The following is a 21,339-nucleotide window of genomic DNA, read 5'->3' as shown; positions in this document are numbered from 1 at the left end:
ACGCGGCGTCGATTATCGGGACCGAGCGGGCGAGAACGGCGATTTCCGGCGCGTTTGACCGTCTGGAACCGATCGCTTATGATGCTCTCCTTCCAATACAGTCCCCATGACCGAATGCAGCGTTTGCGGAGACGAGACGGACATGCCCTACACCTGTAACTACTGCGGTCGGAAACACTGTACGAGCCACAAACTCCCCGAGAAACACGATTGTCCGAACGTCGCTGCAGCGAACACGCTCGGGCCGGAGTTGCGGCGCGAACACCAACCGACTGAGAGTAACTCCCGCAGTCGCACGAAAACGATCGCCGTCGTGGCTTGTATTCTCGTCCTGGCGGTGGTGGCAGCCCTGTTGCTAGTTTGAACCCGATCGCGGGTCGAACCCTCGAGTTGCCGTCTCGAGCGTATCGAACGCGCCTCTTCGTTCGTCCGAGCAATTACCGCCGATCCGACGGCGAACGCGACCGCTCGCGTGTGCAGCGTCTCGACGATCTCCCTGCGTTACTGAAGCGTCAGGTCGCCGCGCTTCGGGACGCGACGGCCCGCAGCCACAGATTCGGATGTCCGTCGTCACCCTCGAGTTCGGCGGCGGTCTGGACGACCGCGGCCAGGATCTCGCCGGTGCCGGCGTTCGGACGCTTGCGGGATGCCGTCCACGAACTCGTAGCGGCCCGCGTGACGCGCGTACGACCACTCTACGACGAAAGCCGGTGCACTGCCACGAAAGCCGGTGCGATCGCCGCAGCGTTCCGCTCGTCGGATTCGACGAGGCGGCCCGCCGGCCACCCCTTCGCTTCTCGTGGAGTTCTCAGAATCTGAACTCGAGCGCCCGGTTCCCGGCCAACGTGAGCGCCGGTCGACAGTTTTCCCGATAGAAACCTTAATTCGAGACGTAGCGCGTCTACGGCGCTGAGGCATGGCAAATAGGGATGACGTGAACAGAGAACTAGCTAAGTGTGCCGAATGTGGATCTGTCTATGCGGCTCGCCAGTGGCCTACCGGTGACATCCAGCCGATCGGAAGCGACAGCTGCGACTGCGGGTCGACCGAGTTCCTGTTAATCAATGATCTCGACGACGAATCCTCCCCTGGCGGCCTGACCGGGGAATGAGCGGCACCGCTCGCGGAGCGATCGTCGCCGAAAACGCGCCGGGACCGATGTTGAGGCGGGCGCAGTGACGATATTGGGGCGAAGGATACTAGCCAGCGATAGAATGGTTCCATCGTAGTAACCGCTGCCGAAAGACGACCTTCTGTGAGACGGTCTGGTGGACGGCCGTGGTGAGATCAAAAACGTTCATCTCCCGGTTGATCGCCTTGACGGCGGTGAGAACCGACTCGAAACATCGATCTGGAACTATCCTACTGATCTCGTTGAAATTCGAGATTGATTGTCGCTTTTAGAAGCTCTGCTAAGTACAGAGCGCTTAGTTCGCGCGCTCTCTGTTATCATTCCAGTAGTCACAATACCGATTTATAAGTCGAACGCGTAAACACGATAATGGTCTGTGATGCGTGTGGGCAGGAGATAAAGGGAGTGCGATTGTACCAATCAAGCGGGGTGAATAAACACAATCTTAGCGTATTTCACCCAGAGTGTGCTCCGTAAGCGCCTGTAGATTTAGGACTCTGTTCGCCCGTTTCTTTCTTATATAGGATCTAGCATTCACTTGATCCGATTTGTCTCAAAGGACACCGATCGTTACGTAACGATGTCCACAGAACGCTGCGACCGGATTAGTACGACGGTTGAACGGATTCTCGAGGGCGCGTGCGCGTACGCCCGCGACGAAGATCAGAAAAGGCCGCTCCGGGCCCGGAGTCGCACAGGACAACACGACTTCGTCGCTTCGGCACTGATAGCCCTGCGACCGAACGTAGTCACGGCCGCGGTCTTCGAGGATCGATCGCGGTCGGCCTCAGTGAGCCGACGAACCGGGACCTCTCAATGCCTTCCGTGTGCTCGAACTTCGTCGAGCAGACCGAACAGGCGATTTCCCGGACCTGGTTTCTTGTCACCTCTCGAAGTGACTCGGCGCGCGACGAACTGTTCGAGACTCACCGCTGCTCATCCCCGTTATTTCGCGTAGAGTTCTCAGAATGTGAGATCGACTGATCGGTATCCGCGTGTATTGACCGACGATCGCGACGAGAATCAGAATATGTATTACTGAGATACTGTTCGATAGTAAATATGAACACGGAATCCCGTCGATTACGAAATCTGCTGCTGATGGTTTTCGCAGTACAGTTTTCCCTATTCGCGGTGATAGCGTCTGAACCCTTTCCACTATTACACTTCAGCGCGCTGATCACTCTATACGTGATCGGTAACGAGGCCTTCTGGTTGTTCGGCCTTGACCAGAGAGCCGACCTGTAAGTACCGCTCGCACAGTGGTCACTCACCGCTTCTCACCACCGTCGCGACCCCACCAGAATTACCTTGACGACCGCTTTGACGTGAGACGGAAGATCCTCGTAGCACTCGTTAAACCGAGCGGGGTCCTCAAGAGGGTCAGCTATCGGAACGTCCTTTCCAGCGGCACTACCGTCGCTTAGACGCGTATACGTGTCACAGTCGCGACACCGGTGTACTCGATCTTTTCGCCGCGTACCCGCGTCAGAATTCGGGAGTGATGTGCGATCTGCACTCGAGACAGCGCTGAGGATCGCGATCGGAACCGTCCCAGCGCTGCATCAGGCGTCACCTCCAACAACAAAATTCGAAGGGCGGCGTCGACCCCCGATTAGACGCGAGTTCCGCTCACGATTTTTGGGGAGGGTTCCCGATATACATTTGGACGATAGAGGTACGGATACGCCCGAATACGCGGCTTTCGGGTACTACCACAGTTCGAAAGGAAGGGAAGTCCGCCCTCCCCGTATAGGGGTACTGTCCGCTCGATACCTCTCGTCGGTCGTCTTGGTGAATCGCGTTCATTCTTCAGAGGTGTCCCCGTCTCAGGTCTGTGGACGAAGTGGACCGCTGGCCCGTCGGCGCCGGGGCGATCGCCCTCCAGGTCGAGATCTCCGAGGTCAAGCCCACGGAGTTCACCGACGCGGCATCCGGTGTGCCAGAGCATGAGTACGATGATGTGCCGGCGACTCGCGTACTCGTATCGTTCGAGATACTCGACGATCTCGTTGACGAGGACGGCCGCCGGATAGAACGAGCTGGTACGACGGAGAGAAGGACGGCACCCCATGGGGAGTTCAAAGCGACAGCCCATCGGCACGCGGACGGAAATCTGGGCGACTTCAAGGTGTACAAGCGCTCCCATTCAAAAATCGTTCGAGCGGGCGGCTGGTACGGCTTCGCGGTCTATCGACGGCGAGGCACCGGTACGCAGATTCTTCGGACGAAAGCGATCGCAGCTTCGAGCCTGCCCGTGCTCCGGTAGCACGGCGGCGATCACCGCACACCAAGCAGGCGAAGCTCGCGATTGCAGACGTTTTCTGATCCTCTATTGAATTTTCATAATTTCTAGTAGCTTTCCGCAGCCGTGTTGAATACAGAGCGCGTATCGGTCACACAACGTTCTCGATGTCGGTGTTTCTGGAGTGTATAGATAGCCTCAGGTGGACCGTGTAACCGTCTGAAAAAACGAGAGTATTGTTTGTCGCTGTGAGCGACGGGTGCGTCTCGGTATTACTGCCGGACGACGTTCGCCGCGCGAGGTCCCTTCGGTGAGGACTCGATGTCGAACTCGACCTCAGTACCTTCCGTCAGGTCTTCTCCGCCGACATCCTCCATGTGGAAGAAAACGTCTTCGTCGTCGTCGAGATCGCCGTCGTCAGTCGAAATGAAACCGTAGCCGCCAGTATCGTTGAAGAAATCAACTTTTCCGTTTGCCATTACAACCAAATGTTGTCTCCGGTGACTGATAACACTTCCGAGCGTCGCGGTACCACGGCTCTTGTTTTAATACACACGCGGAACGGTTGGTCGCGCGTACAGTTCGTTCGGATTTCGGCAGTCAGTTCGGTTTCGGAGGCAGGTATTTACCGTGCGGTCAAGAGGTATAACATGCATCGCCATGAAACCGTGCCAGAACTGCCAGTCGGCTATCGACGAGTATCTCCTCGATAAACAGCTTGAACCCCTGCGCGAACTCACGGCTGACGATTTCAGCGTCTGTGCGGACTGCGCGACCATCGTCGCGGATGCGTGCGTGAAGTGTGGCGGCGCGGTGTACGTTCCCCGAAGTGAATCCGTCACCCCTGACTACTGTCCGGCGTGTCGGTCCGATCTCATAGACCGCACCGGCCACGACCCTGGCTGGACGCGTGGCCCCGTGTCCACCTGAACGGCAGTCGCTCTCGAACAATATTTTCGTCAAGGTGGCCGTTCGATAGACACGCATACTGAGCGTTGGTTCAGTGGGGAATGTCTGAAAGAAATACGCTCCCTACGATCACCCTGCTACGACCCCTTCGGATCCGAAGAGCCGCCACCCCGTACCGAAACCATCAGGCCACCCGCTGCATCGCACAGCAGGGACTGGCGTATGGCGGAAAACAAAGACAGCCCCATTGGCGGCCGTCGGGGAGGACGACCCAATCAGTGCTGACGTCGGGCTCCTCGTCAGTTCCGTGCGCCCAATAGACGCCGCCGACACCGGTCGCGGCGTCAGCCGTGAATGGGGTGGACGATTCTCCGTGGACGGCCACCGTCCCGGACACGACGTCAGTCTCCATGGCGAGCTCGACGGTGGCATCGAAGTCGCTGATCTCCTCGCTTTCGAGCGTCGCTGCACCCGCAGCATCGACCTCGCCGAGCATGATCGCGAGGTCCTCGCGATCGTACAGATGAACGACGATCTCATCGTCGCGATCCTGGTTATTTCCGGCACCAACTTCGTCGAGGAAGGCGATGCCAATTGCCTGGCCGTTGTCGACCGGGCCGACATACGAAGTCTCTGCACGCGCCGCCTGGAGGGTTCCGAACTCCGTGTCAGCCTCCAATGTTTCGAGATCCAGTTCTGGAGCGGGGGCGGGAGCGTCCTGCGAGGCGTCCGTGACCGTACAGCCTGCCAACCCTGCTGTGCTTATTCCGACAGCACTGGCTTTCAGCAGGTTTCTGCGAGATACGCCGTCGAATCGTGTGTTTTCATCCATCATTATGTTTTCTTTAGTTATCGTGTCCCGTGGCGTCCTCTGATCGCTTCTTGCTGGTTTCGGGTTCTGGTTTCCCATACTTGTGAGCCATAGATAATACGACGTGGGGGGTAGTAATGTAGTAATCTAGTGAAAATCGTCCACCCCTGATCGAATTCCAGAGGGTGAAATCAATCACTGGCTGCACGTGGACGAACGACTCCCGTATTCAGTTCGTTTGGTGGTGAGATACTGCCGGTCGAAAGACGGAATGAGAAAGTTCTGGATCGCCTCAGCAGCTCACCTACAATCAGTCACGTCCAACAGTATACTGCCCTGTTTGTAATGCTCTGCTGGATAGAAGCTCTCTATTCAGCAGCGCCCATCTATCAATTTCGAAGGGATCGGCAGAGCAAAGCCGCACAGAGATTTTCCCGCCAGTCACATCTCTCCTTTCGTCTGAACGGCTACCTCAGTCTCAACGTCAAAACTGACAGCTTTCGTGCTCAGTGTCTCGGCGATCTCCCGGCGCTGCTTGAGCGTCAGATCGTCGCGCTCCAAAACACGCCGAGCCGCGGTTACGAGCGTATCGACGTCATTGCATGCGAAGGCGATCGCGTTCGATCGGTTACAATCGTAGAATCTCGCGGCTTTCTCGATCGCGTCATATCGCCATTCGTTCCCGTCGTCAGTGCGAACTCGGACCGATCCGGGCGTCTCGTTGCGAGCCATGGCCGTGAACACGACCGGCTATTTCTAGTTTTTTCGGTTCATTCGAACGGGGTTCGTTTATAAATAAGGTGTCGAAGACCGACACGATCGGTACGGTGACTGGGGCGATCGTGACGACGATCGGCTCGATATGAACACGGCAGGTACTCGGTTCGTGTTCATATTCGTGAAAACGGCTTTCGCGACGTGTGACTCCTGGGAGTGGGTAACCAGAACCAAGTCAAAACTATGTTATGAGGTGCGCTTCGTTATGTGCAGATGCTAACCTACCACCGAGATTTCTGAGGTTCCTCCGGATAACGTGATCGGCGTGTACAGTATGCTCACTCCTCGTCGGCTGGTAGCCGAACGAGAGCGAACCACAATTCGACAACCCTGCCGATCGTCTCGATGAACTCTGTCGCATGGTCGGGTTTCGTGACACAGGCATTCGCGTGATGGTCATATGATGTGAGTACGTCGTCTTCCGCCTGTGAACTCGTGAATACGATGACGGGAATGCGGCAGCGATCAGGATCACGCTTGAGTTCGGCCAGAACGACGTCGCCATTCGTGCGTGGTAAGTTGAGATCGAGGATCACGAGATCCGGTTGAGGTGCGGCGACATAGTCGCCGCGCTGAAAGATAAAATCAAGGGCATCATCTCCGTTATTAATAGTGTGGACGGTGAGATCGAACGGGCTGGCGTCGAATCCCTCTTTCATGAGGCGGACATCGCCAGGATTATCCTCAACGAGAAGTACATCAGCGCTATCCGGAAGGTTGACGTCGGCCTCAGTCATTTGCCGTATTTTTAATAGGTAGCGTAAAGAAGAATGTCGATCCCTCACTCGGCTCAGATTCTACCCAAATCCGTCCGTTGTGGCGCTCAATAATGCGTTGACAGAGCGCGAGGCCGATTCCAGTTCCCTCATGTTCGTCGCGGCTGTGGAGTCGCTGGAAAACATCGAATATCTGGTCTGTTTTCTCAGGGTCGATTCCAATCCCATTATCGCTGACGGCGAACACCCACTCGTGATTGCGTTGCTCGACATCGACGGAGATTTTCGGGGGATCGTCGCCGCTATACTTGATCGCGTTGCTCAGCAGATTTTGGAATACTTGGGTCAGTTGACTCTTGTCTGCATACACGGTCGGAAGCGAATCGACGGTGGTCTCGGCGTCTTTTTCGTCGATTTTGAACTGCAAGTCGTCGTGGACACTCTCCAGTACTGCGTTACAGTCGGTCAGCGCAAATTCGCCCCCATTTGTATCAATGCGCGAGTACTCAAGCAGGGCATCGATCATCTCGCGCATTCGATCCGCACCGTTGATAGCGAACTCTAAATACTCCTTGGCGTCCTCATCCAGTTCGTCCCCATAGCGGGCTTCAATCAATTCGTTGTAACTGGATACCATCCGCAGCGGCTCTTGCAGATCGTGGGATGCGGCGTATGCAAACTGTTCGAGGCGTTTGTTCGACTCTTCGAGTTGCGAGACTGTTTGCTCGAGTTCATTCTGATACTCGTGGCGTTCGATCGCTGCGGCGAGCAAGTTGGCAACACTCTGGACGAAATTAACGTCGTATTCGGTGAACTCCCGTTCATCGGTTGTATGGGTTCCGAGCACGCCCCAGGGCTCCTCGACGGTCCCGATGATGACGCTGATGCCGCTGACGACGTCGTGACTGGTGAGCAACTCGGGCCCGCTAAACCGCTCCTCGGTGCGCAGGTCCTCGACGATGATCGGCTCTTCAGAGAGAAGCGTGTAGCCAGCTTGCGAATCCAGGTCGGTCGGGACTGTCGCATTGCCGGCGAGCCCGTCTCGCCAGCCGACACCCTGCCTGAGGAAGACTTCATCTCCACTCGGTAGCAATTCGAGTACCTTGCAGTACTCGTTGTCCAGCGTTTCGGCGACGGCCACGGAGGCGTCGTGCATCAACTGGTCGAGATCGCCATCTTCGAGCGCTTGTTGTCCAAGTTCAGTGACGATTTTCTGTTGATGAAGTCGCGACTGAAGTTGCTGTTCCCTCTCTTGGAGGGCATCTCGCGTTCGGGAGCGACTGATGAGTTCCTCCACTGCCCGATCGATATCGAGAGCTGGGCTGTCGGTGTCGAAGAACTTTTCTGGCGGGTGGTAATAGAAATTCTGACACACCCTGCCGCCGTAGACTACCAGCGGATGCGTTCGGATAACGTCTGAGATGACTTCCTCCGGGAAGCGCTCGCGGTTGTACTGACAGAGCACGACGTAGTCCTCGCCGGGATAAATGGTGTTGAGCATCGCCTCATACTGGACGAGCCGATCAAGGCCTGTTCCTTCATCGAGGGCCCATGTCATCTCGGCGGCGGCTCGAACACCTTCGTAACCCTCCTCATCACGCGCCTCGGCGAGCGTCTCCTGCCAGAAATCCAGCATCGCCTGTTGGTCGAATTCACCCGTGCGCAGGTACGTATCAGATTTTGTGACGATCGACAGGGCTCCGGATTCGCGAGCCGTCTTTACGTCGATGCCGCCCTCGCGAAACGCATCTAGAACCGCCTCTGTCGTGCTGTCATCCGCGACGTACAGACACCGTTCGCCCCGCTTGAGGCCCTCCTTAATGAAGGGAACGGCCGTCTCAAATTGATCTTCTTGACTTTCGTAGATGGACGCGAGGTGGTCGTTCCCTTCGTCCTTCTCGTGAAGGCTTTGTGTCTGGCTCACTTCCCGACGTTTTTGCACTGCATCCAGTGTGGCCTCAAGCCCGAATTTCTCAAGCGAGTCATTTTGTTGTTTTTTACTCATATTTTCTGTTTGGGATGATCGGCGGATTGACGGCCATAAGCGGCTTTCAAAGGTTGGTAGTTGTGGGATGGATCCGTCGTTCCTCTTTGAAATCCGCAATTGATCTAACTTCGTTAAAACCCTCAGGCCCATAAATGCTGGCTTAGGAGTGTGACTCTATCTCACGGCTCCTTCAAAACTGTGAATAGAAACGCGGAAAGTGACTACGCTCTGTGCTCAGGGTACCAATACTGACAGAGACTGTACGTAATACTGCTTTCGACTATCTTTGCAGAATAAGGGGACCCCTATTTTCATATGCTTCAACTGGAGTTCTGCATCCAGAAGCGGATGGGGCGCTGTAGTTTTTTGGCGCTGTCGCCTTGGCGACACCCGCCAAGGGGCGTTTCGCGCTGCGCGCTCCCAGTGCAGCGCGTTCAGCAACGTCTCCTCGATCTCCTTCGTCACTTCATGGCGATCGGCCCACGCCCGCGCCTGGCCGTCGTTCATCTTCTTGTTCACCAGCACCTCGACCTTCGGATGGGACGAGGGGTAGTCTTTCGAGACCGCGTCGGGATCTTTCAGCTGGTAGATCTCGAATTTCCGGCCGTAGGTGTGACCCGGTAGGAGTTCCTACACCGACGTGGGATCGAGGAACAGCCGGTTCTGGTGGTTCATCACCTCCCTGTTGTTGATGTGCAACTCGGCTTTGACTCCCTCCACGTCCGAGAGGTGCAGTGCCACCTTCTGGAGCACACCGGCCGACGAGAGCTTGCGCGCCCATTCGCGCGTCATTCGGACGACCGCTCGTACGCCCACATCGTGCTCGCCGGATGTGGGTCGGTCCGGAAGTACTCAGGATGAACGCGCTCGCCTGCTTCGTCGAAAATCGCCGCGAAGAACTCCGGCAGCAACTCGAGCCCGCGTTCTGGTTCGATGTTACTGGTGCGGTATTCGACGTCGACACCGTCGATCTCGCCGACCTGGTTTTCCCACGGGAGTCGAAGCGGCTCACCGCTCTCCCAGTGGCGCATATTCGGGAATCGCGGCGAGATGTTGTACGACGCTTTCCGCTCGCCGCGCCCACGGCCCACGATGTCCCACTCGTACAGCCACTCGACGTTAATTCCGTCCGACAGGCGCGGGGCGATCCCCGATTTGCTGTATGTCACTTTTAGGTGCCATGGCTCGCTGTTGACCTCGACGTCCAACTCCAGGTATCCCTCGAATGGCGGGCCGAGCATGACCGACGAGAGCGCGTCGTACGGACCACGACCCCAGTCGGGCCGCTTCCAGCGTCCCTCGATCTCGTGAGGCGTCGTCGCGACCTGCGGCACCCTCACTCACCCCGATCGCGCTCAGCGTCGAGTAAGCCGGTCAGCACCGCCACCGGGTTCCACCAGGTCACGCTCCCACACGGGTGACAGACGTGCGTAAACGACGTGAGACCCGTCGCGTCAAGCGTTGTCGGGTCGACCTGTGGATGCTGACCCATCTCCTCGGGATCGGCGCGCTTGACCCGGATTCGCCCACAACCCACACAAATCGCGTCGACGGGAATGCCGACGTGTCCCGCACTCGTGCTCGCGAGTTCGCCCTCCAGGTCGCGAACGTCGTCGGACCGATCGGCGCGACCGTGCTCGGCGTCGGAACTCACAACCGATCACCCACTGTTACCGTCGGATCGACGTTCGCCGGATCGATCACGTGCGACCACGCGAGTTTCGCGACCTCTTGCTCGGAGCGCGAGCCGTCTACGTCGTACCATCGTCCGGCCAGGAGTTCGTCGACGATCGAGGCGGGCACGATCGCGCGGGCGACCTGGGGCAACCCCGGTCGCGGCAGGTAGACGACGAACAGATACATCCCGGCCGCGTCGACCAGCTGCTCGTGGGCTGCGCGTTTGACGTAGAACCGCCCGCGCGTCGATCGACTCCCGTTACTCGTCTCGATCTGGCAGCCCTTGATTTCGATTGGAACTCCCGTCTCGACGAGAACGATGCCATAGAACGGCAGCGATCGCCGCGGCTCGAGGAGCGCTGACGTCCGCGCGTCGTGCCAGCTGGCCGTCCGATCGCCGATGTATTCGAGTTCGGTGACGTCCTGAACGACTGCGGCCTCGATCGCGTCGCCGCTGGCTTTCGGACTCTCGAGGGGCGACGTTCGTGAACTCATAGCGGTCCCTCCCGCACGTCGCGCGTACAGTCACGTGCAGAGCCGGCGAAGGCCGGTGAGCCGATCACCGCAGCGTTTGCACTCGTCAGATTCGACGAGGCGAGTCATCGAGAATCACCGACCTGTTCGTAGACCGTCTGTAGTGATCTCCTGTTTTCTGATTCGTATTCGATAGAAGCAATAGATCGATGTCCCCTCAGTGAAATGCCATCATCATGGGCGAACGACAGGAATCTCCGCAGTCTAACCCGCCAGTGAAGAACATCCTGGTAGTGTCCGCAATCATTCTCGTCTCCGCATTCGTTGGACTGTGGGGCGCTATCGAATTCACCAATAGCCTTGGAACCGTAACAACGTGGATGCAAATCGGGATCGGACTCGCTGCGGTCTATCTCCTCTACGATATCGCCAACAGCGTGAAGGAACTCGAATACAGGTCCTAATTGCTCAATACCGCTCGAGGAGCGACCCCCCCATTGGTTCGAATCTTGCACTCTTGGTTCTCAACAGCGCGACGAACGTGCTCGTCAGTCGCCTGCTGGGCTGGATGGGCTATGGGCGTCTGACTACCGACGTCATACAGCTGATTCGCCGGCACGAACTCAGACATCAGCCTCACCTCCGTGACGGCCGGGTGACGTCTCCGGACCGGGGATCGCGACGTCTTTCCCCGCAGCGGAGCCGCGGCTTAATCGTCGGTAGGAATCGCACTCGCCGCAGCGGTGGGCACGATCGCGATCGTCACCAAAGACGCGGCAGAATCGATCGCTGACGTGGGTGCCGCAGTGCTCGCATGTCGACGAGTTGCCGGCCGACGGCCAGAGCGCGATCGTCACGCCGACCACCCCGCGCATCGACTACAAAAACCGCCAGCAGGCGGCCACCCCCGACTTGACTCAAGTTCCACACCGGATTTGGAATCCGATTCGCGGTCGATAGACCTGCGGATAGAAGCTCTGTTACTGCTGTAAACGTCAGTACCCGGTTCAACTACGATTCGGCGAGAATCCGAGTCCGCCCTCCCCGATTTGAACGGGGGACAAGTCGATCTACAGTCGACTGCTCTACCAGTCTGAGCTAAGGGCGGTTACACTCCAACGTAGTCCCTGGTGCGGACATAAGGGTTATCATTCCCGTCGAATGTGATAGTGTGCCACCACGGGACAGGTCGCCGAAACATTGATGAACGGAAGAATGAATGATAGAGGTAACGTTGTAACATACGAGGGAATCGAACGTCATGAGCAAAGTCACGTTCCGCGCCGACGACGAGCTCGTCGAGCAACTCGAGGCGCTCGACGCGTCGAAAAGCGAGGTGATGCGTCAAGCGCTGCGATCGCACCTCGCCGATAGCGGGTCGCAAAGCGGGAGCGCGGACCAGCGTGCGGAACGGACCTCGCCGGGGGACGGCACCGAACCGATCGACGGCCTGATTCGCGAGCGCGTCGACACGCTGCTCGCGGACCGGCTTCGAGAATCCAGCGTCGGCGAGCCGCAGGACGTCAACGTGAACATCTCGCTCGAGGGCGAGCGGACGAGTCGTAATACAACTGTCACACAACCGCCGACGGATGTGCGACACGACGCGATCGGCTCCGATCACCAGTGCGGGCAGTGTGGTGAAACGATCGACGCCGATCACGTTTACTGCCCAAACTGCGGCGAGAAGGCGTCTCATCGGACGTTTTGCGAGTGCGGTGACGAGCTCCGATCGGACTGGGCGTTCTGCCCCGGCTGCGGTCGCCGGACCCCTGCAGCGGACGTGCTCGACTCGCCGTAAGTCGTATCCGACGACAGTCGTAAGACACTGAAAGTCCGTCCGACGAAAGTTTTATTATGCCAGACAGTAACTCCATTAGTCGCGTAAGACGGTTGTCTTACAGCGGCCGGCCGATGCCGGAAAACGCCCGATGTCGGGCGTTTCCGACGTAAGACGCGGCGCGTCTGACAGGGGCGCGCGAACCGTCTTACCCCCAACGGGGAATACAACCATGGAGCGTGTGACACTGCGAATCCCGAAACAGCAGATCGAGGAGGTCGAACAACTGGTCGACTCGGGCGAGTTCCCGAACCGGAGCGAAGCGATCCGGTCGGCCGTTCGAGAGATGATCAACGAACAGTACGACGGACACAGCGAGCAGACCGGTAAACACAACTGGGCCAAGGTGTAACGATGCAGGATATCGTCCAAGACGCCCTCGAGAACGCCGAGGAGGAAGCCCGCGAGATGGACGCCTCGTTCGACGATGACGAGTTCGGGGACCCGCGGATCGTCATCGTCGGCTGTGGCGGCGCCGGAAACAACACGATCAACCGGCTGTACAACATCGGCGTCGAGGGCGCCGATACCGTCGCGATCAACACGGACAAGCAGCACCTGAAGATGATCGAGGCCGACACGAAGATCCTCGTCGGCAAATCCCTCACCAACGGGCTCGGCGCGGGCGGCGACCCGTCGATGGGCGAACGTGCGACCGAGATGGCCCAGGGGACGATCAAGGAGGTCCTCGGCGACGCGGACCTCGTGTTCGTGACCGCGGGCATGGGCGGCGGTACCGGCACGGGTGCCGCCCCCGTCACGGCGAAGATCGCCAAGGAACAGGGAGCGATCGTCGTCGGAATGGTCTCGACGCCGTTCAACGTCGAGCGCGCCCGCACGGTGAAAGCCGAGGAGGGCCTGGAGAAGCTTCGCGAGCAGGCCGACTCGATCATCGTCCTCGACAACAACCGGCTGCTCGATTACGTCCCGAACCTCCCGATCGGCAAGGCGTTCTCGGTGATGGACCAGATCATCGCCGAGACCGTCAAGGGAATCTCCGAGACGATCACTCAGCCCTCGCTGATCAACCTGGATTACGCGGACATGTCGACCATCATGAACCAGGGCGGCGTCGCCGTCATGCTCGTCGGCGAGACCCAGGACAAGAACAAGAGCGACGAGGTCGTCAAGGACGCGATGAACCACCCGCTGCTCGACGTCGACTACCGCGGCGCGTCCGGCGGGTTGGTCCACATCACCGGCGGGCCGGATCTCACCCTCAAGGAGGCCGAGGGGATCGCCGACAACATCACCGAGCGCCTCGAGGCCTCGGCGAACGTCATCTGGGGCGCCCGCATTCAGGAGAACTACAAGGGGAAGGTCCGCGTGATGGCGATCATGACCGGCGTCCAGAGCGCGCAGGTCCTCGGTCCGACCACGCAGAAACAGGCCGACAAGTCGCGGGCGAGCATCGAAGGGCTGAACGAGACGGACTTCGACGCGAGCAACAACGTTCGAGACACCAGATCCGGGTACGGCGCCCAGAGCGACGGCGGCCGACGCGAACTGGAGAAGGACAACGGCGTCGACGTGATCCGATAGCCGTCCTGCGACGTCCCAGACCTTTCTATTGGCGCCGCGTTCGCGGTGTAGCGGACGATCACCACACCCACGAGAACGTACTTCGAGAGTGAGAACGGCGTCAGTTCGCCGAAACGCCTCGTAAACGGCCACTATCGGCCGTTTACGTTCAACATCGTCTGATCACCGGCGCGACGCCGACTCTCCTCAGGCGAGCGATTCGAGTAAGTTGCACTTCCGGCAGACCTCTCGGGTGGTGGTCGAACCGCATTCGACACACTCCTGCAGGTCGGCACCATCCTCGCCGCTGTACTCGTCGGCGACGATCGACGCGAGTTCCTCGTAGCCGGCGAGGATCGAGTGGCGCGTTCCGGGATGGTTCTCCTCCAACCCGTACAGCAGCTGCTGGATTTCGCCGCGGTAGGCCTCGCTCGAGTGGGGACACTCGGTGATGTGCGCGGGGAGGTCGTCGATGTGGGCGTAGAGGGCGACCTCCTTCTCGGGGACGTCCCGAAGCGGCTTCGCGCGGGGGACGAACTCTTCTTGGTCCTCGCGATCGGACAGCGGCCCGAGGCTGGCGTCGAAGTGTTTCGCGATCTGGGAGACGTCGCCCTCGAGGAAGTTCATGAGCGCCGTCTGGGCCTCGTCGTCCAGGTTGTGACCCGTCAACAGGAGATCGGCGCCGAGGTCGTCGGCGTACCGGGAGAGAACGTCCCGGCGGAAGACCCCGCAGTAGGCGCAGGCGGCCATGTTCTCGGGATCGTCTTCGACCACCTCGTCCATCCGGACGCCGAACTCCTCCTCGTAGCTGACGACCTCGTGGCGGATTCCCAGGTCGTCCGCGAGGTCGACGCAGGCCTCGAGACTCCTGTCGCGGTAGCCCTCGATCCCTTCGTGGATCGTTAGTCCGATCAGTTCGATGCGAGGGTCCTCGGCGAACGTCTCGTGGAGGATCTTCGTCAGGACGACGCTGTCCTTGCCGCCCGAGAGACCGATCACCCACGTCTGTGGCTCCTCGGGCGTCGCGTCGCGTGGGACGAGATCGTCCCGTCGAATCCGGCGGCGCACCCGCTTTTCGACCGACTCGCGGAAGTGGTCGGCACAGAGGTGTGCCCCGGAGTAGGCGGCGTGCATCACCGCCTTCCCGTCACACCGGTTGCAGTCCATCACCGGGTCCTTGTCGATCGCCGCCCATCACGGTTTCGTCTCCGCGATACGACGCGCCGGCGCGATCGGACCCGCACGATCGGCCGAACCGAGATGGGTGAAACCGGCGCGGATCGAGGTCGCTCAGGCCGCAATCTCGGTTTCCTCGTCTCGATCTTCGACGGCGGCGGCGCCCTCTTCCAGCGCCGCGAGGATCGTCTCGACGTGCCGCTCGCGGCTCGCGGAGGAGAACAGTTCGTGGCCGCCGTCGTACAGCACGACGTGTTCGGCGGGCACCCGCTCGCCGATCGGCCGCAGGCTGACGACGGGATCGCGAAGCGAGCAGAAGATGACGGCGTCGTGGTCGATCGTCAGCAGTTCCCGCTGGGCGCGGCGAGTTTCGCGGACGAACGTCGGCGAGACCCACCGTGGCGACGTCGCGATCTGGTGGTCGGTCGCCAGCTCGCCGAGCGCCTCGGCGTCCAGTTCGCCGACGGGGAGACACGGGAACGACGTCGGGATCGCGGCGACGGCCTCGAGCAGCAACTCGGGACGGCTCTCGGTGTATCCCCACCACGGGCTCAGGTAGACGTGGTTGTCCGCGCCGTCTAACGCCTGGGCGACCAGGGCGCCGGCGCTGTGAGCGAGCAGCTGGTACTCCTCTATGTCGCGGACGTACTCCGCGATCGGCACCAGCCAGTCGGCTTTGAAGTCCTCGACGTTCGTCGGGAGTTCGAACGCGTGGACTCGGTAGCCGGCGTCGGTCAGCTGTCCGATGAGCCAGCTGACGTTCTCGTGGGTCCAGCGGTTGCCCCAGCCCATGACGAAGACGAGTTCCTCCTCGCCGTCCTCGTTGAAGATGCGGTGTCTCATATCCTTGCGTTCGACGGGAACTGACAAAAATCTGCGCGCTTCGTGCCAACGGTAATCGTGATGATGATTGTGTATCAGAATATCTCTCGTCAGTTGGGACGCCACGAACGTTCCTGCCGTGTTCGACCGATGTGACTCGCTGTGGTTCTCGCGCCACCGCGCCGGATCGAGCGCGGCAGGGGCCGTCGCGGTGATCGTAATCCGTACCAAAAACGCGCGATCCGAAGAGTGGACTCGGGAGATCGATCGCGTGAGCAATGGTTTTGCGCCTTCGGCGCCAACCGCGATCGATGACTGGATTTGACCGCGACGACGCGGTCGACCGGCTCGAGGAACTCGTCGACACCGTCGAGGAAGAGCGGATGCCCGTCCCCGTCCGCGAAATCTGGGCGTTCGGCGACGTCGCGCTCGGACTCGATCCCGTCGATCGGCTCGACGTCTACCTGACCAAGGACGTTTTGATGCGTGACGATAGCGACTCCGGCGACGCGATCGACTCGGTCGACGAGTACGGCGTCGAGGGCGTCGGCAAGTCGGTTCGGGCCGACTGGGCCGCCGAATACCCCGAGTACCTTCGCGCGAACGCGAACGGGCACGCGGCTCCCGAGCGGTGTCTCGCTGCCCACCTGCTCGGCGAGGACGAGCCGATCCACCTCGAGGTCTGTAACGCGCCGTTCGAGGACAACGTCACGCAGCGCCTCCGGGGCGCGAAACTGCGCGGCGACTACACCCGACTGCTCGACCCCCGCGGCGTCTGCCTGTGGGCCGATGGCACCCGCAGCGAGGAGGCCTTCCGGAAACTGCGGGAGAGCGAACTCGCGTTGCCGACGCTGTCGTCGGCCCTGGAGATGCTCGGGATGGACGAAGACGAAGCGACCGACGCGGCGCGGGAACTCCACGCCTGGCGAGAGCAACAGGAGGGCGTGACGGTTCGCGGGGACGTGGTCTGAGGCCGTCGATCTTCGCGATCTCCGTCTTCCGCTCCTCGATGCGATCGTCGATCTCCTCGAGGCGTTCGGCGCGTTGCTTCGGGGAGAGGTGTCCCCAGCGTCCGTCGAACGCTTCCCTCGCGACGGCGGAACGCGAAATCGCCGAGACGCGCCGAGAGCGCGAGTTCCGGCGGTCGAACGAAATCCGAGGAGACTGCGACCGATAGTTCGGCACGTTATCAGACGATTCGTGAGCGGCTTCTCGCGAGCCGAGACCAAAACCATTTATCGCGGGGTGTGGGCCAGGTCCGTATGAGCGAGATACTCGCACGAGACCTCGTCGGAAAGTTCGTCGTGGGAAACGACGGGACGATCATCGGACGACTCCACAACGTTACCGTGATTCCCAAATCCGGCGCCCTCCGCGACCTCGTCGTCGAACCGGACGGCCAGTCCTCGGCGACCGGTCGATCCGACGGCGACCGACTTCGGATCCCCGTCGACCGCATCGAGACCGTAGCGGATCAGATCATCGTTCGGAATGACGAGTAGGGACGTCTCGGCGCGGCTGCGACGGCGTCCAGTCGGAACACGGACGCCACCCGAGCGGCGCCGACGTCAGTAGGCGCTCACGCCGGTCAGCTCCTTGCCGACGATGAGCTTCTGGATCTCGTGGTGCCGTTGGGAATCGTCATCACCCGAGCGTCCCGATAGTACCGTTCCGTGCGGTTTTCGAGGTCGAGTCCGGCGGCGCCGAGGACCATCATGCGGCCGTTCGGGATGCCCTTCCAGCCCAGTTTATTCATCTCCTCGGTCTCGAAGTCGGCGTTCGCCCGGTCGACCAGGAACATGTCCTGGACGTCCTCGGACGCGTCGTGGGCGACGACGAGCGCGACGTCGGCGATCTCTGCGTTCCCGACCCAGACCTTCTCGCCGTTCAACACGAACTCCTCGCCGTCGCGCCGCGCGACGGTGTTCGGGTGCGCCGTGTCGCTGCCGCCCTCGGGTTCGATGATCGCGAGACAGCCGATACAGCGGTTCTCCTCGAGTTTCGGGAGCATCGCTTGCTACGTCTCGTCGGCGGCGGCGTGGCCGGATTCGTCGCTGCGTACGCCGCCGGACGGCTCGCGATCGGGCTCGTTCACGCGATGTTCGCCAGCGCGATCGGCGGCGGCCTCGCGGGAACGATTACGGCGGTCATAGGTACTCTCATGGGCCTGTACAACGAGCCGCCGCTTCTGGTATTCGCGTCCCTCGGTCCGATCAGTCCGGCGCTCTCGGGGCTCGGCAGACCGAGCGTCGTGCTGATCGCGCTCGCCTTCTCCCTGCTCACCGCGGTCGACGGTCTCGTTGGCGGATTACTGGGCGGCGGACTGCGATCGCTGCTCCCGTGGTGACGCGGTCCAGCAGCGTCACGGCGAGGGAAATCTGCCGAACGTCCACCGGTTCGATTGCCACTCCGCGCGCCGATCGCTCGCCGCGGGATGACGCTTTTCGAACGAGACGAACGTCGAATTACGGAACCCGGCCGACGGTGACGTAAAACGGCACCGTCTCGGTGCGTCGGTAGTCGCGATCGCTCATCTGCTCGATCACGTCCCGGCCCATCGCCCGCCAGTCGCTTCGGAGGGCGTCGTACTCTTCCTCGGAGAGATCGCTTTCGAGCAAGGTGTCTCTGTCGTCGGCCAGTCCCGATCCGGTCGCCTTCCGCCGGGCGGTCGTCAGCGCCCGCTCGTCGTACGGCGGGGCGATCGTTCGGACGTGGTCGTACCGTCGAGTCTCGAGAACGTCGAGGTCGGCGCCCGTAAACGCCGTTTTCGCGCCCGCACCCAGCGTCACGTCGGTGGGCACGCCCTCTAGGTACGCCCGTCGAGCGCGCCGTTCGAGCGGCGCCTCGGCGTCGACGCTCGAGTCGACCTCGACGGCGCCGTTGTCCGGTTCGATCGCGGCGACGAGGTCCGCGGAGACGCGGGCGAACTCCGAAACTGCTGCTTCCGGATCGGGCAGGTTGATCAGTAGCGCCTGACAAACCACGAGGTCGAACGCACCGTCGGGAAACGGCAGTCGACGGGCGTCGCCGGCAACCGCCGGGACGTGCTCGCGGGCCGGCCGAAGCAGCGTCGGATCGGCGTCGCAGCCGACCACTTTCCCGGAACACTCCGCGGCGAGCACGCGGCTCAACTCGCCGGTCCCGCAGCCGACGTCGAGAACCCGATCGCGGGAGCGCAGCTCCAGCGGTTCGAGCGCCTCTCGGGAATCGTCCCACATCCCGACTCGGGTTCGACGCAGGTAGTCTTCGGAGAACTCGCGCACAGTCCGCGGTATGAACGTGTGAAGTAAAAACGGGTCGATCTCTCGATCGGGGCGTTACGCCTCGTGGAGCTCTTTGACCTTCTCGATGTTCCACGCGAAGCCGCGGCCGTCCTCGGTCGGCGTCTCCAGCGCGAACGGCAGGTCGCGCAGGTCGGGATGGTTCACGATCGCACGCATGCCGTCCTCGCCGATATGGCCCTCGCCGATGTGGGCGTGTTCGTCCTTGTGCGTGCCGACGTCGTGTTTGGAGTCGTTGAGGTGGATGTACTCGAGGTATTCGAGGCCGACCTCGTCGTTGAACCGCCCGATCGTCTCGTCGACCGCTTCGGGGGTCGTGAGGTCGTTGCCCGCGACGAGGGTGTGGGCGGTGTCGATACAGATTCCGATGTCGGTCTCAGTGCGATCGATGATGCCCGCGAGGTGCTCGAACTCGCCGCCGAGTTTCGTGCCGCTGCCGGCGTCGGACTCGATGAGGATCCGGACGTCGTCGGGGACGTCGAGGTCGTCGATGACGCCCGCGGCGTTGTCGAGGCCGCCCTCGACGCCCGCGCCGGTGTGCGCGCCGAGGTGGACGTTTACGTACGGAACGCCGAGTTTCGCCGCGGCGTCGAGTTCCGCCTGCATGCTCTCTTTGGACTTTCGCCGGAGGTCCTCCTTCGGCGTACAGAGGTTGACGAGGTACGCGGAGTGGATCACCCACGGCCCCTCGAGTTGCGTTTCGGTTTCCTCTCTGAATCCGGCGGCGGCCGCCTCGCTGATCTCGGGTTGGGCCCAGACCTGCGGCGACGTGGTGAAGATCTGCCCGCAGTTGCCGCCGAACGCCCGCTGGCGGTGGACCGCGTTGCGGATGTCGTTGTACGGCGGTGTTTCCTCGTCGGACGAGACGCGCGAACCGGAGATCGAAACGTGTGCGCCGACCTTCATAGACTGCCGTCAGTACCGGTTCGTGATAGGTACTTCGGACCGATCGCGCGGTTCGGAGTGCGCGGTTCGAAGCGAACGAAGTGAGCGAGAACCGCGCCAAAGCGAACGGGGAGCCTGCGACCCGTGAGCGAGAACCGCGTAAGCAAGAACCGCGAATTCGACCGTCTTCACCGTCCTCAGGCTTCCAAGATCTCCCGATCGTGCACCCACGCGTCGGCCCCGAACTTCCGATCGGCCAGCTCGCTCGTGGCGGCGAGTTCCTCGTCCCACCAATCCGATTCCGTCGCGTCGCACCACTCCCGTAGGGAGTCGGCGATCGTTTCGACGGCCGCCTCGCGATCGATCCCCGCCTGCTCGCGGATGCTCGTCACCCGGTTCGTAAACGTCGACTCCGCGATCGATTCGTCGAAGACGCCGACGTGGCGCCGAGGTTCGAGGTCGTAGCTGATCGACCCGTGCTGAATTACGACGTCGCGCTGGCGGTACTGGGCGTTGCCGCTGATCTTCTTCGCGTCCGCGCCCGCGCTTGCGGGTGCGACGACGTCGTGGGCCGGGTGGATGTCCCGGAGGTAGCACGACGGCTGGTAGATCGCGTCCTGGGCCGCGGCCGCGAAGTCGGCGTCGATCCCCATCCGATCGAACGCCGCGAGGATCGGCTCGCAGAACAGCGCGTAACAGTCCATCAGGTCGCCCGGAACTTCGTCGGCCGGGGCGACGATCGTGTAGGAGATGTCGGCGTGCCGATCGTGATAGATCCCGCCGCCGCCAGTCTGTCGGCGGGTGACGTCGATCCCCTCCCGGTCGCAGAACTTCCAGTCCACCGTCGCCGCGTCCTGCCGGTAGCCCAGCGAGAGCGTGCTCGGTTCCCACGAGTAGATCCGAACCGTCCGCAGGTCGTCTTCGAGGGCCGTCCGCGCGGCCACCTCTTCGATCGCCATCTGCGTCGCGCCGTCGCGGGGGTCGTCCCTGATCAATCGCCAGTCTCGATCGGCGAGGTCGGTCATACTCGGAGCGACAGCGCCGAACGGGAAAGCGGTTCCGACGGCAGGGCGATCGCGCGGCGCC

24 protein-coding genes, 1 tRNA gene and 1 pseudogene are annotated in these 21,339 nt (G+C 61.0%); 10 read left to right on the top strand and 16 right to left on the bottom strand.

Translation table 11 applies throughout. The annotated features are described in order from the left end of the window. Positions 1-106 precede the first annotated feature (106 nt). Positions 107-364, top strand: coding sequence for an AN1-type zinc finger protein (locus MUH00_RS03105; RefSeq protein WP_247002309.1), 258 nt, complete (start codon positions 107-109; stop codon positions 362-364). Positions 365-2,969: 2,605 nt separating this feature from the next. Beyond that, entirely contained in the window at positions 2,970-3,401 is a 432-nt protein-coding gene (locus MUH00_RS23115; RefSeq protein WP_425603037.1) for a PD-(D/E)XK family putative nuclease, read from the top strand. Positions 3,402-3,649: 248 nt separating this feature from the next. On the opposite strand, the gene MUH00_RS03085 is transcribed toward MUH00_RS23115, so the two are convergent. Continuing rightward, the gene (locus MUH00_RS03085; protein ID WP_008418277.1) at positions 3,650-3,856 is read right to left on the bottom strand and encodes a cold-shock protein; all 207 of its coding nucleotides are present in this window, start codon (positions 3,854-3,856) and stop codon (positions 3,650-3,652) included. 181 nt (positions 3,857-4,037) lie between these two features. Between MUH00_RS03085 and MUH00_RS03080 the strand changes: the two genes are divergently transcribed. Further along, positions 4,038-4,307, top strand: a complete 270-nt coding sequence (locus MUH00_RS03080; RefSeq protein ID WP_247002307.1) for a DUF7571 family protein — start codon at positions 4,038-4,040, stop codon at positions 4,305-4,307. Positions 4,308-4,470: 163 nt separating this feature from the next. On the opposite strand, the gene MUH00_RS03075 is transcribed toward MUH00_RS03080, so the two are convergent. From MUH00_RS03075 to MUH00_RS03045, 7 genes and pseudogenes are all read right to left on the bottom strand, one after another. Further along, entirely contained in the window at positions 4,471-5,121 is a 651-nt protein-coding gene (locus MUH00_RS03075; protein WP_247002306.1) for a twin-arginine translocation signal domain-containing protein, read from the bottom strand. Between the two features lie 417 nt (positions 5,122-5,538). Further along, positions 5,539-5,829: a DUF7692 domain-containing protein gene (locus MUH00_RS03070; RefSeq protein ID WP_247002305.1), complete on the bottom strand. Its 291-nt coding sequence runs from the start codon at positions 5,827-5,829 to the stop codon at positions 5,539-5,541. Positions 5,830-6,152: 323 nt separating this feature from the next. Next, entirely contained in the window at positions 6,153-6,611 is a 459-nt protein-coding gene (locus MUH00_RS03065) for a response regulator (protein ID WP_247002304.1), read from the bottom strand. Next, positions 6,604-8,595 (bottom strand): MEDS domain-containing protein, encoded by a 1,992-nt coding sequence (locus tag MUH00_RS03060; RefSeq protein WP_247002303.1) that lies wholly within the window; start codon positions 8,593-8,595, stop codon positions 6,604-6,606. The genes MUH00_RS03065 and MUH00_RS03060 overlap by 8 nt, the downstream gene beginning before the upstream one ends. 399 nt (positions 8,596-8,994) lie before the next feature. Continuing rightward, positions 8,995-9,911, bottom strand: a pseudogene (locus MUH00_RS03055) (DUF7845 domain-containing protein); the annotation flags it as partial. A gap of 2 nt (positions 9,912-9,913) precedes the next feature. Then, positions 9,914-10,231: a hypothetical protein gene (locus MUH00_RS03050; RefSeq protein ID WP_247002302.1), complete on the bottom strand. Its 318-nt coding sequence runs from the start codon at positions 10,229-10,231 to the stop codon at positions 9,914-9,916. After that, positions 10,228-10,749: a PD-(D/E)XK family putative nuclease gene (locus MUH00_RS03045; RefSeq protein ID WP_247002301.1), complete on the bottom strand. Its 522-nt coding sequence runs from the start codon at positions 10,747-10,749 to the stop codon at positions 10,228-10,230. The genes MUH00_RS03050 and MUH00_RS03045 overlap by 4 nt, the downstream gene beginning before the upstream one ends. Before the next feature lie 215 nt (positions 10,750-10,964). On the opposite strand from MUH00_RS03045, the gene MUH00_RS03040 reads away from it, so the two are divergent. Continuing rightward, positions 10,965-11,192, top strand: coding sequence for an Mn2+/Fe2+ transporter (locus tag MUH00_RS03040; RefSeq protein WP_247002300.1), 228 nt, complete (start codon positions 10,965-10,967; stop codon positions 11,190-11,192). 159 nt (positions 11,193-11,351) lie between these two features. Here the strand turns inward: MUH00_RS03040 and MUH00_RS03035 are convergent, their stop codons facing one another. Both MUH00_RS03035 and MUH00_RS03030 read right to left on the bottom strand, forming a co-directional pair. Further along, complete coding sequence (locus tag MUH00_RS03035) at positions 11,352-11,594, bottom strand: DUF7563 family protein (protein WP_247004057.1); 243 nt, start codon at positions 11,592-11,594, stop codon at positions 11,352-11,354. Between the two features lie 168 nt (positions 11,595-11,762). Then, positions 11,763-11,836, bottom strand: a tRNA-Tyr gene (locus MUH00_RS03030). 153 nt (positions 11,837-11,989) lie between these two features. On the opposite strand from MUH00_RS03030, the gene MUH00_RS03025 reads away from it, so the two are divergent. From MUH00_RS03025 to ftsZ, 3 genes are all read left to right on the top strand, one after another. After that, complete coding sequence (locus MUH00_RS03025) at positions 11,990-12,529, top strand: double zinc ribbon domain-containing protein (RefSeq protein ID WP_247002299.1); 540 nt, start codon at positions 11,990-11,992, stop codon at positions 12,527-12,529. A gap of 211 nt (positions 12,530-12,740) precedes the next feature. Then, the gene (locus tag MUH00_RS03020; protein WP_247002298.1) at positions 12,741-12,920 is read left to right on the top strand and encodes a ribbon-helix-helix domain-containing protein; all 180 of its coding nucleotides are present in this window, start codon (positions 12,741-12,743) and stop codon (positions 12,918-12,920) included. 2 nt (positions 12,921-12,922) lie between these two features. Beyond that, entirely contained in the window at positions 12,923-14,110 is a 1,188-nt protein-coding gene (gene ftsZ, locus MUH00_RS03015) for a cell division protein FtsZ (protein ID WP_247002297.1), read from the top strand. Positions 14,111-14,296: 186 nt separating this feature from the next. On the opposite strand, the gene ncsA is transcribed toward ftsZ, so the two are convergent. Together ncsA and MUH00_RS03005 are read right to left on the bottom strand one after the other, a co-directional pair. Continuing rightward, positions 14,297-15,256 (bottom strand): tRNA 2-thiolation protein NcsA, encoded by a 960-nt coding sequence (gene ncsA / locus MUH00_RS03010; protein ID WP_247002296.1) that lies wholly within the window; start codon positions 15,254-15,256, stop codon positions 14,297-14,299. A 123-nt stretch (positions 15,257-15,379) separates the two neighbouring features. Further along, positions 15,380-16,108 carry an alpha/beta fold hydrolase gene (locus MUH00_RS03005; protein ID WP_247002295.1) on the bottom strand — a complete coding sequence of 243 codons (729 nt, stop codon included), beginning with the start codon at positions 16,106-16,108 and terminating at the stop codon, positions 15,380-15,382. 290 nt (positions 16,109-16,398) lie between these two features. Between MUH00_RS03005 and MUH00_RS03000 the strand changes: the two genes are divergently transcribed. Then, on the top strand, positions 16,399-17,058 hold the full coding sequence (locus tag MUH00_RS03000; protein ID WP_247002294.1) for a DUF7095 family protein: 660 nt from the start codon (positions 16,399-16,401) through the stop codon (positions 17,056-17,058). A 291-nt stretch (positions 17,059-17,349) separates the two neighbouring features. After that, complete coding sequence (locus tag MUH00_RS02995; protein WP_247002293.1) at positions 17,350-17,589, top strand: PRC-barrel domain-containing protein; 240 nt, start codon at positions 17,350-17,352, stop codon at positions 17,587-17,589. Between the two features lie 86 nt (positions 17,590-17,675). Here MUH00_RS02995 and MUH00_RS02990 read toward each other — a convergent pair whose 3' ends face one another. Further along, entirely contained in the window at positions 17,676-18,098 is a 423-nt protein-coding gene (locus tag MUH00_RS02990; protein WP_247002292.1) for an acyl-CoA dehydrogenase family protein, read from the bottom strand. 3 nt (positions 18,099-18,101) lie between these two features. Here MUH00_RS02990 and MUH00_RS02985 point away from each other — a divergent pair, with 3 nt between their 5' ends. After that, positions 18,102-18,434 carry a hypothetical protein gene (locus MUH00_RS02985; RefSeq protein WP_247002291.1) on the top strand — a complete coding sequence of 111 codons (333 nt, stop codon included), beginning with the start codon at positions 18,102-18,104 and terminating at the stop codon, positions 18,432-18,434. A gap of 118 nt (positions 18,435-18,552) precedes the next feature. Here MUH00_RS02985 and MUH00_RS02980 read toward each other — a convergent pair whose 3' ends face one another. From MUH00_RS02980 to MUH00_RS02970, 3 genes are all read right to left on the bottom strand, one after another. Next, positions 18,553-19,350: a class I SAM-dependent methyltransferase gene (locus MUH00_RS02980; RefSeq protein WP_247002290.1), complete on the bottom strand. Its 798-nt coding sequence runs from the start codon at positions 19,348-19,350 to the stop codon at positions 18,553-18,555. A gap of 54 nt (positions 19,351-19,404) precedes the next feature. Continuing rightward, on the bottom strand, positions 19,405-20,274 hold the full coding sequence (locus tag MUH00_RS02975; protein WP_247002289.1) for a deoxyribonuclease IV: 870 nt from the start codon (positions 20,272-20,274) through the stop codon (positions 19,405-19,407). A 176-nt stretch (positions 20,275-20,450) separates the two neighbouring features. After that, the gene (locus MUH00_RS02970) at positions 20,451-21,278 is read right to left on the bottom strand and encodes a lipoate--protein ligase family protein (protein WP_247002288.1); all 828 of its coding nucleotides are present in this window, start codon (positions 21,276-21,278) and stop codon (positions 20,451-20,453) included. Positions 21,279-21,339 lie beyond the last annotated feature (61 nt).

The sequence above is a fragment of the Halosolutus gelatinilyticus genome, from assembly GCF_023028105.1.
Taxonomy (GTDB): domain Archaea; phylum Halobacteriota; class Halobacteria; order Halobacteriales; family Natrialbaceae; genus Halosolutus; species Halosolutus gelatinilyticus.
This window is presented reverse-complemented; position numbering and strand designations above follow the sequence as displayed.

What these genes read in the sequence shown, in the direction of transcription:
- MUH00_RS03105 (WP_247002309.1), top strand. Translation starts at nt 107, where the DNA reads ATGACCGAATGCAGCGTTTGCGGAGACGAGACGGACATGCCCTACACC.
- MUH00_RS03085 (WP_008418277.1), bottom strand. Translation starts at nt 3,856, where the DNA reads ATGGCAAACGGAAAAGTTGATTTCTTCAACGATACTGGCGGCTACGGT.
- MUH00_RS03080 (WP_247002307.1), top strand. Translation starts at nt 4,038, where the DNA reads ATGAAACCGTGCCAGAACTGCCAGTCGGCTATCGACGAGTATCTCCTC.
- MUH00_RS03075 (WP_247002306.1), bottom strand. Translation starts at nt 5,121, where the DNA reads ATGATGGATGAAAACACACGATTCGACGGCGTATCTCGCAGAAACCTG.
- MUH00_RS03070 (WP_247002305.1), bottom strand. Translation starts at nt 5,829, where the DNA reads ATGGCTCGCAACGAGACGCCCGGATCGGTCCGAGTTCGCACTGACGAC.
- MUH00_RS03065 (WP_247002304.1), bottom strand. Translation starts at nt 6,611, where the DNA reads ATGACTGAGGCCGACGTCAACCTTCCGGATAGCGCTGATGTACTTCTC.
- MUH00_RS03060 (WP_247002303.1), bottom strand. Translation starts at nt 8,595, where the DNA reads ATGAGTAAAAAACAACAAAATGACTCGCTTGAGAAATTCGGGCTTGAG.
- MUH00_RS03045 (WP_247002301.1), bottom strand. Translation starts at nt 10,749, where the DNA reads ATGAGTTCACGAACGTCGCCCCTCGAGAGTCCGAAAGCCAGCGGCGAC.
- MUH00_RS03040 (WP_247002300.1), top strand. Translation starts at nt 10,965, where the DNA reads ATGGGCGAACGACAGGAATCTCCGCAGTCTAACCCGCCAGTGAAGAAC.
- MUH00_RS03025 (WP_247002299.1), top strand. Translation starts at nt 11,990, where the DNA reads ATGAGCAAAGTCACGTTCCGCGCCGACGACGAGCTCGTCGAGCAACTC.
- MUH00_RS03020 (WP_247002298.1), top strand. Translation starts at nt 12,741, where the DNA reads ATGGAGCGTGTGACACTGCGAATCCCGAAACAGCAGATCGAGGAGGTC.
- ftsZ (WP_247002297.1), top strand. Translation starts at nt 12,923, where the DNA reads ATGCAGGATATCGTCCAAGACGCCCTCGAGAACGCCGAGGAGGAAGCC.
- ncsA (WP_247002296.1), bottom strand. Translation starts at nt 15,256, where the DNA reads ATGGACTGCAACCGGTGTGACGGGAAGGCGGTGATGCACGCCGCCTAC.
- MUH00_RS03005 (WP_247002295.1), bottom strand. Translation starts at nt 16,108, where the DNA reads ATGAGACACCGCATCTTCAACGAGGACGGCGAGGAGGAACTCGTCTTC.
- MUH00_RS03000 (WP_247002294.1), top strand. Translation starts at nt 16,399, where the DNA reads ATGACTGGATTTGACCGCGACGACGCGGTCGACCGGCTCGAGGAACTC.
- MUH00_RS02995 (WP_247002293.1), top strand. Translation starts at nt 17,350, where the DNA reads ATGAGCGAGATACTCGCACGAGACCTCGTCGGAAAGTTCGTCGTGGGA.
- MUH00_RS02990 (WP_247002292.1), bottom strand. Translation starts at nt 18,098, where the DNA reads ATGCTCCCGAAACTCGAGGAGAACCGCTGTATCGGCTGTCTCGCGATC.
- MUH00_RS02975 (WP_247002289.1), bottom strand. Translation starts at nt 20,274, where the DNA reads ATGAAGGTCGGCGCACACGTTTCGATCTCCGGTTCGCGCGTCTCGTCC.
- MUH00_RS02970 (WP_247002288.1), bottom strand. Translation starts at nt 21,278, where the DNA reads ATGACCGACCTCGCCGATCGAGACTGGCGATTGATCAGGGACGACCCC.